An 8,456-nucleotide genomic window follows, 5' to 3' on the forward strand; every position below is an offset into this window, starting at 1 on the left:
AAAATAGAATTTTATTAAATATTCATGTTTATTTTTATAATATTATTTATTATAATTCTATAAATGTAATTTTAAGTTAATTAACAAAATTTAAAAACTTAGATTTTTGAATTGTTGCACAGCCTTTAAATAAGGAAAAAGAATTTTATATTAGAGAAATAGCTAAGCATGTTGTAATTAATATTTATGATAAATCAATATTGAGAGTAAATACAGTTATTTTTCATTAACTTATCACTAAAATACTTTTTAAAGTTCTCACCTATTTTTACTTTTATTTATATTCAATATTTCATCATGTCTTTCTATTTTTCTTAAATATGTTTTTGACCATATATATGCAATCAGTGATCCTACTCCATTTCCAAGAACTATTCCAAACCAAACTCCATATTGTCCAAAACCAAGAGGAATAGCTAAAACATATGCAAAAATAACCTCAAGAATCAACAATCTTATGGCTGTAACAGCTAATGCATTAAAACCTTTACCTACTCCTTGGAAAAGTGATGAAGAAGTTATACCTATTGGTAAGAATATATAAAACAAGCAAGTTACTCTTAAAAAGTCAGTGATTAACTTTCCAAGCCCTGCTGTTTGTGGGGAATATGTGAATATATAGCTGATATATGGTGCAAGGATAAAAATAGCTATACTTATTAATGCAATTATTATAAATCCCAATTTAATAGAGTAATTATAAACTATCTTCATATTTTTGAATCTTTCTGCCCCAAAGTTTGCACCTACAACTGCAACTGAAGATACTCCAATAGATATTGCTGGAACCATAGCTATCATAACTACTCTCCAACCTGCAGTATAAACTGCTACAGCGTCCACACCATTAGTAATCATTAAAATAGCATTTAGTGTTCCAGATAAAATAGCTATTATCAAAAATTCCATACCTGCAGGTACTCCTACATTTAATATTTGTTTTGTTAATTTAAGGTCTGGTTTAAATTTTTTAGAGGATAAATCAATGTATGTGTCTCGTTTAAACCAATATAATAATAGTAATGACACGGCTGCAAGAGATATGATTGTAGCTATTGCTGCACCACTTACACCCATCTTTAAAGTGTAAATAAAAATAGGATCTAATATTATATTTATTATGGCTCCAAGTAACATGGCATAAGTTGTTTTACTAACATTTCCTTCTGCTCTCAAAATTCCGTAGGCAGTGGATGAGAAGACAATGAATATTGAGCCTAAAAATAGTGTTTGACCATATTCTAAACTTAAGTCTATGGTTGATCCTGCACCAATAAGTTCTAAAATAGGCTTAAGTAATACAACAAAAGTAAATGTGAATAATATGCTTAAAATTACAGTTAAAACCATTACATGCAAAGCACCATTATCTGCTTTATTTTTATTCTTCGCTCCAATGTATCTAGAGATTACAGCTGTAGCTCCAGCACCAATACCATTTGAAAAACCCATAACTATTAAATAAACAGGATTAACAAAACCAATAGCTGCAAGAGCACTATCTCCAATACCAGCAACCCATATTCCATCAATAAGCGCATATAATGAGTTGATAGTCATAGCTATTATCATTGGGATCGAAAGCTTCAAAACAGCTTTTTTAGGATCTCCAAGAAGTATATTGACTCCTTTTGTTTCATTATTACTTGTCATAGGTTAATGTTTGAAATTATTACTATAAAAAACTAATTATTAATTGTATTAATTGTAAATAAATAAATTGTGCATGAAAATTAGGATAATTACAAAAATTAAATAGCTATGGCTATGAAACAAACTTTTAAAAAAAGTTTGATCAAAAGCTATTTCCAAAATTAAACCATTTTAAGTATAAGGAATGCTTTTATTAATATGAAACAAACATTTCAAACTTTTAAAAAAAGTTTGAACAAAAGCTATTTCCATAAATAAAGCATTTTAAGCATTAATTATGCTTTTATTAATATGAAAAATTAATTAAATAAAAAAAATAAAAATATTATTTCAAAGATTAAAATTAGCTATTTTATAATAAAACTATTTATTACAACATTTATTTCATTTTCTATTTCTGATAGATCTCCATTTGTCATAAAAACAATAGTGTATAATTGATAACCTTTTTTAGCAATAATCATTGTTCCTTTAGCTTCTTTCATTTCAGTTTGGTTGCTACCTTCAACAGTTTTATTTGCTTGTACTGTGAAATTTGCCCTATATGCAGTTTTATTGCTTAATTTAATTTCTTTCACATCATCAACAATTCCCATTGATTCAGTCATGATTTTAGCAGTGTCACTACTTAGATTAGTTATTGGGGAAAGTTCGGTACCTACCATAAACACATGAGTACTGTCTTTAGATAATAATGCGGATGTTGTATTAGCTGACTTATTCGTAATGTTTTCTACTACTTTCCATGTTTCTTCATGATCAAAACCTACTTTCGAGTTTTCAAAATGAACAGTTTTGATATTTTCAGGAGAAGAAATGATACAACCTGAAATAGTTACTACTACTATAACAATTGATAATATTAAAAGAATTTCTTTTGATTTAATTCAAACGCCTCCAATCCTTAGTTGAATCTTAAAACCAGATATTAATTTTTAGAATTATGATTCTTAATTTTATATATTAATTTTTAAATTCTTTTGCTGAATCTTAAAGATAAAACTACATTTTATATTTATTAATTGAAGTTTTATTTATATTTATTAAAGTATTTTCTTAAATTGTTTATATTTAATCTATTTTTTCAGTAATTGAATTAATATATTCAATAATAAAATCATTTATAATATTATTACAAGTTAATTCGAAAATAATAAAATTTTAATAGTGGAAATGTGATCTTAACATTGTAAAAATAATGATTATATATAAAATTCATCAGATGGAAGATGACTTCCAATAATAAAAATAAAATAATAAATCAATGGAAATATTAATAAAAGTATTAAAAATATTAACAAAAACATTAAAAATATTAATAAAAGCATTAAAAAGTTAAAAAATAGTAAAATTAAATAATGGATGTATTAAAAATAGTTTATAGTATATTCCAAAAGCTTTGTAACATATGTAGCAAATTTAAATGTTCAGAAATATCATCTGAAAAACCTTTAAATCCAATCTAAAGTATTTTCCATCATATTTTTCATGAAAATTAAAATGATTATATGTCACATTTTTTGAGCAATGTACTATATTAAATCCAAATAGACTTGATCTAAAGTGCTTAATTTTATCTTGATAATATATGGATTGCTGCTGTTCCTCCAGTTCCTCCAATGTTGTGAGTCATTCCGATTTCTGCACCTTCTACTTGTCTGGAACCTGCTTCTCCTCGGAGTTGCCATACTATTTCTGCAGCTTGAGCTATTCCTGTTGCTCCAAGTGGATGTCCTCTTGCTTTTAGTCCTCCTGAAGGATTCACTGGAATATCTCCATCAATTCTTGTGATTCCCTCTTCAACAGCCTTTCCACCTTCACCTTTTTCTACAAAGCCTAAATCTTCAATAGCTACGATTCCATTAATTGAGAAACAATCATGAACTTCTACAGTGTCAATATCTTTGGTTGTTATATTTGCCATTTCATAAGCTTTTTTAGCCGCAATCTTTGTAGCATCAATTGTGGTTAAATCTCTTCTATCTTGTAATGCTATGGTTCCAGAAGCTTGAGCTGATGCTTTTACATAAATTGGAGTGTCAGTGTATTTTTTAGCCATATCTGCAGGACATACAACAATAGCTGCTGCACCGTCAGTAATTGGGGAGCAATCGAGAAGTCGAAGGGGGTCTGCTACTTTAGATGAGTTTAAAACTTGATCGACAGTAATTTTAAATGGGTATTGTGTTTTTGGGTTTCTTGATGCATTTTCGTGATTTATAACTGAAAACATTGCTAGTTGTTCTCTTGTTGTCCCGTATTCGTACATATGTCTTCTAGCTATCATTGCATAGAGGGAGGGGAATGTTGCTCCTATTTTAGCTTCCCATTCTTGATCTGAAGCTGTAGCTATTGCAGGGGTCGCATCAACCACATCAGTCATTTTTTCTACTCCTGCAGCTATTGTAATATCTTGATATCCTGAAGCTACACCTAAAATAGCCTGTCTGAGAGCAAGCCCTCCAGATGCACAAGCTGCTTCAACTCTAGTACTTGGAATAGGGTTTAATCCTGTGTGGTCAGCTATAAGTGAGGCAATATGTTCTTGTTGGATAAAAAGACCTGCAGTCATGTTTCCAACGTACATTGCATCTAATTCGTTTCCTTCTAAATTAGCATCCTCAATAGCCCCTGCTCCTGCTTCAACTATTAATTGTCTAAATGAGGCTTCCCATAATTCTCCAAATTTTGTTTGTGAAGCTCCTATAATTGCGACATCTCTCATAATTCATTCCTTCCTTTAATTTTCACTTATTTTTAAATTATACAGTTATAATTAATCAATATTATTATATTTAGCTATTTTACTTAATTTTTACTTAAGATTTAGCTCATTTTTATTTTTCCTTTGTATTTTGCATAAATTGCATAATCTACATAAGTCTTATTTTTAATAATGTCTTGAACTTTAGGAGCTAAATCTCTCTTTTTATCAATATTATCAGTTACACTTATACTAAATGCATCACTTCCAGAACCTGAACCATAGGAAACTGCTAATATTTTATCTCCTGCTTGGGCTTTGTCTAACACTGATGCAAGTCCAAGAGGAGTTGCTCCAGAGTAAGTATTCCCGATATAAGGTGTTAAAAGTCCATCTTGTATTTGTTCATTTGTGAAACCTAGCTTTTTACCTACTTTTAAGTAAAATTTTCCATTAGGCTGATGGAATACTCCATAATCATAATCAGATGCAGTAGTTCCTGTTTTTTCAAATAATAAATTTGCTGCTCCTTGAACATGTTTAAAAAATGCTGGTTCTCCAGTGAATCTTCCACCATGACTTGGGTAGGGCATCCCTTCTCTTCTGTAGAAATCTGGTGTATCTGTTGTGAAACTACATGTATAATTGATATCTGCAAGTGTATCTTTTGATCCAATTATATATGCTCCTCCACCAGCTGATGCAGTGTATTCTAGTGCATCTCCAGGAGCTCCTTGAGATGTGTCTGCACCAATAGCTAGACCATATTCAATCATTTTTGATTCAACCATACTTAGAACTATTTGCATACTTGCAGTACCTGCTTTACATGCAAATTCTAAATCTGCTGCAGTCATTTGAGGTGTTGCTTGAATAGCTTCAGCAACTATTGTGGCAGTTGGTTTAACTGCATAAGGATGGGATTCTGATCCCACATAAACAGCACCAATCTTTTGAGGGTCTATTTGACTTCTTTTTAAAGCATATCTTGCAGATTCAACAGATATTGTCGCAGTATCTTCATCAGATCCAGGAACAGATTTTTCATTTACTATAAGTCCTTTTGATATTGCATTAGGGTCATCACCCCATACTTTAGCAATTTCTTCTACTTTTATCCTGTATGAAGGTATATATGCACCATATCCTACTATTCCTGTCATGTAATCACTACCTTTAAATTTAATTTAAGACACTGATTTCGCAAAAAAGAATTTTGCAAAATCTTATCATATACACTTAAAACTAACAATCTTTAAATAGGATTTTGAATTTTTTTTTATTCCGTTTAAAATCAACTGTTATTTAAACAATAGAAATATAAGATTTTCTCAAATTTCAAAATCACTAGATAAATAATTATTAAATCTATTATGAATTAATTATTAATCTAATTATGAATTTTATATTTCAATAAGTTATATTAAGTTTGATTTGTATTTTATATTTTATTAATATATATTATTTATTATTTAATTAAGTATTATTGTTGTGTAGTATAGCTATCAAATATTCACATATTCGTAAAAATAGATAAAAATAGCTATTCTAATATAAATTGCAATTAATTATACAGGTTATATTGAGTAATTTTTGAATTAAGTAGATGAAAATCTAGAAAGCTATAAAGTATTGTATAAATTAAAATAAATTCATTAAAATTAGTAAAAATCATTTAAAATAAGAATATTAATTATTTTTAAACAAAAAGCAGTGCGGCTGCCGGGATTTGAACCCGGGCTGTAGGCTTGGAAGGCCCAAGTACTAACCAGACTATACTACAGCCGCGATGCGGCGTCCGGGATTTGAACCCGGGTCTCTAACGTGGCAGGCTAGAGTCTTAACCAGGCTGGACTAACACCGCTTGTATAACTATAAGCACATATCAATCATTATACTTCATCATATATAAACTTTGCTCTTTCCTAATGTAATTTTCTATTACTATTTAAAAAAAATAATCAGTTGTTTAAATATATCTTAAATTTTATCATAAATGATTAATGTGTTAAGGTTTAATTTATTTATTTCAAAAATATTTCATCTTTATGTAGGATTGCTATATTAATATAAGTAATTTATATAATTATTAATCTTATAAATGTGGATATAATATTTTTTATATAATTATCAATATTTTTATAGTAATTTCCAATAATCAATTATCTTTATCATGTTTATTTCTAATTAATTCATCAATAAATTCCATATCTAAATTATCTTGCACTAATTTTGCTAATTTGTCTAATGAATAAGCTTTTTTAGTTTCATAAGGATCTTTTTCATATTTGAGGTTTAGTCCTTTCTTTTTTCTTATATCATTTAAGAATTTTTGTCTGAAATTATAATTATGGAAAATTCCATGGAAATATGTTCCAATTACATTGTTTTCACAAGCCCCATCATATTCACGATCATTTGTGTTTCCAAAACCTTTGTTTATTTTTAATAATGGTTTTGATCCTTTTAGTTTAGTTGTACCTTCATGTATTTCATAACCTCTAACAATTTCTCCTTCTAATTCTTTAATAGAATTTGTAATCACTCCTTCACTTTGTTCAACTATTTTTTCATTTTGATTGAAGTTGGTTTCTACTTTTAAAAGACCTAAACCTTCAACAGTACCATGTTCTGATTCTTTTTTATTTTCATCAATTATTTTTTCTCCTAATATCTGATATCCTCCGCATATGCCTATAATCGGAATTCTATCTGATAATTCTCTTATTTTTTCAGCTATATTATGTTGTTTAATTTGTATGAGGTCATCTACACTATTTCTTGTTCCAGGAATGATTAAACCATCAATATTTTTTGTTATTTTATGAAAATCATCAAATAAATTAATCATTTTAAGTCCAACATCTTCTTCAAATTCAAAGGGATCTATATCTGTAAAATTAGCTATTTTTGGAAGTTTTAAGACTCCAATAATAATATCTTTTTTATTATCAAACTTATGTGTTTTTAAAGATGCTGAATCCTCTTCAGGAAGATGTAAGTCATGATCGTATGGAAGTACTCCAAGGACAGGAGAATTAATAATTTTTTCTATTTTATCAATTCCTGGCATTAGGATATCTAAATTTCCACTAAATTTGTTTATTATGACTGCTTTTAATCTTTTTCTATCATATTCGTCTAAAAGCATAAATGTTCCAGCTATTGATGCAAATACTCCTCCTCTATCAATATCTGCTACAAGCAACACTTCTGCATCAGCAAGATGTGCTATTTCCATATTTGCAATATCTTCTTTTCGCATATTTATTTCAGCAGGAGAACCAGCACCTTCAATGATTATGAGATCATACTCTTCTTTTAAAACAGCTAATGATTCATTTATAGCTTTTAAAGCAGTATCTCTAAATTTGTGTTGGTAGTCATAAAAATTCATATCTCCAATGACTTTTCCTTGAATTATTACTTGTGATTTGAAATTTCCTTTAGGTTTAAGGAGAACTGGGTTCATATGTATGCTTGGTTCGACATCACAAGCTTCTGCTTGCAATACTTGCGCAATAGCTATTTCTCCATTTTCTTTGGTAGTATATGAATTTAAAGACATATTCTGTGATTTAAAAGGAGTCACTTTCAATCCTTTTCTTGAATATATTCTACAAAGTGCAGCTACAAGCACACTTTTTCCTGCATTTGAGGAAGTTCCTTGAACCATTATGCATTTAACCATTTAAACTCTTCCTAAATTTTCTATTTGAATTTAGAATTTAACAATACTGATAATTAAATAATAATTTAACAATACTAATAATTAAATAATAATTAATAATAATAACTCTTCATTGCAATCATAATACTAAATTTCATTATAAATATAATCAATCATATTTGATTAGTGTATTTAGTATTGTTTAGTATAATATTTAAATAATTTGGCTGTGCAATAATTATTTTTTGATTCTTTTTAGTTATGCTTAGTTTTAAATATTATGGGGTGTAATATATTATTAATGTTTTTTAGTTTTTGTTGAGTTGGTGTTTATGGTTTTGCATGAAGATAGTATTGGTCAGGTGTTTTTACTTCCTTTGAATTTGAGGGACTTTATTCCAGATAATCATATTTGTTTTTTTATTGAGG

Annotated in this window: 5 protein-coding genes and 2 tRNA genes; all 7 read right to left on the reverse strand. The window is 28.4% G+C overall.

Annotated elements, in window-relative coordinates:
• Positions 1-258: 258 nt before the first annotated feature.
• The 7 genes from MBFIL_RS00765 to cobQ all read right to left on the reverse strand — a co-directional run bounded on the left by MBFIL_RS00765 (position 259) and on the right by cobQ (position 8,048).
• The gene (locus tag MBFIL_RS00765) at positions 259-1,653 is read right to left on the reverse strand and encodes an MATE family efflux transporter (RefSeq protein ID WP_066970507.1); all 1,395 of its coding nucleotides are present in this window, start codon (positions 1,651-1,653) and stop codon (positions 259-261) included.
• Positions 1,654-2,000: 347 nt separating this feature from the next.
• On the reverse strand, positions 2,001-2,318 hold the full coding sequence (locus MBFIL_RS00770) for a hypothetical protein (protein WP_066970510.1): 318 nt from the start codon (positions 2,316-2,318) through the stop codon (positions 2,001-2,003).
• A gap of 908 nt (positions 2,319-3,226) precedes the next feature.
• A complete protein-coding gene (locus MBFIL_RS00775; protein WP_066970512.1) occupies positions 3,227-4,378 on the reverse strand; it encodes a thiolase domain-containing protein in 1,152 nt (383 codons plus the stop codon).
• 101 nt (positions 4,379-4,479) lie between these two features.
• Positions 4,480-5,520, reverse strand: a complete 1,041-nt coding sequence (locus MBFIL_RS00780) for a hydroxymethylglutaryl-CoA synthase (RefSeq protein WP_066970513.1) — start codon at positions 5,518-5,520, stop codon at positions 4,480-4,482.
• A gap of 551 nt (positions 5,521-6,071) precedes the next feature.
• Positions 6,072-6,145 (reverse strand) — tRNA-Gly (locus MBFIL_RS00785).
• A gap of 2 nt (positions 6,146-6,147) precedes the next feature.
• Positions 6,148-6,221 (reverse strand) — tRNA-Gly (locus MBFIL_RS00790).
• Positions 6,222-6,515: 294 nt separating this feature from the next.
• Positions 6,516-8,048 carry a cobyric acid synthase CobQ gene (cobQ, locus tag MBFIL_RS00795; RefSeq protein WP_066970515.1) on the reverse strand — a complete coding sequence of 511 codons (1,533 nt, stop codon included), beginning with the start codon at positions 8,046-8,048 and terminating at the stop codon, positions 6,516-6,518.
• Positions 8,049-8,456: the final 408 nt, after the last annotated feature.

The sequence above is a fragment of the Methanobrevibacter filiformis genome (genome assembly GCF_001639265.1).
In the GTDB taxonomy this organism is placed as follows: domain Archaea; phylum Methanobacteriota; class Methanobacteria; order Methanobacteriales; family Methanobacteriaceae; genus Methanacia; species Methanacia filiformis.

What these genes read in the sequence shown, in the direction of transcription:
- MBFIL_RS00765 (WP_066970507.1), bottom strand. Translation starts at nt 1,653, where the DNA reads ATGACAAGTAATAATGAAACAAAAGGAGTCAATATACTTCTTGGAGAT.
- MBFIL_RS00770 (WP_066970510.1), bottom strand. Translation starts at nt 2,318, where the DNA reads ATGGTAGGTACCGAACTTTCCCCAATAACTAATCTAAGTAGTGACACT.
- MBFIL_RS00775 (WP_066970512.1), bottom strand. Translation starts at nt 4,378, where the DNA reads ATGAGAGATGTCGCAATTATAGGAGCTTCACAAACAAAATTTGGAGAA.
- MBFIL_RS00780 (WP_066970513.1), bottom strand. Translation starts at nt 5,520, where the DNA reads ATGACAGGAATAGTAGGATATGGTGCATATATACCTTCATACAGGATA.
- cobQ (WP_066970515.1), bottom strand. Translation starts at nt 8,048, where the DNA reads ATGGTTAAATGCATAATGGTTCAAGGAACTTCCTCAAATGCAGGAAAA.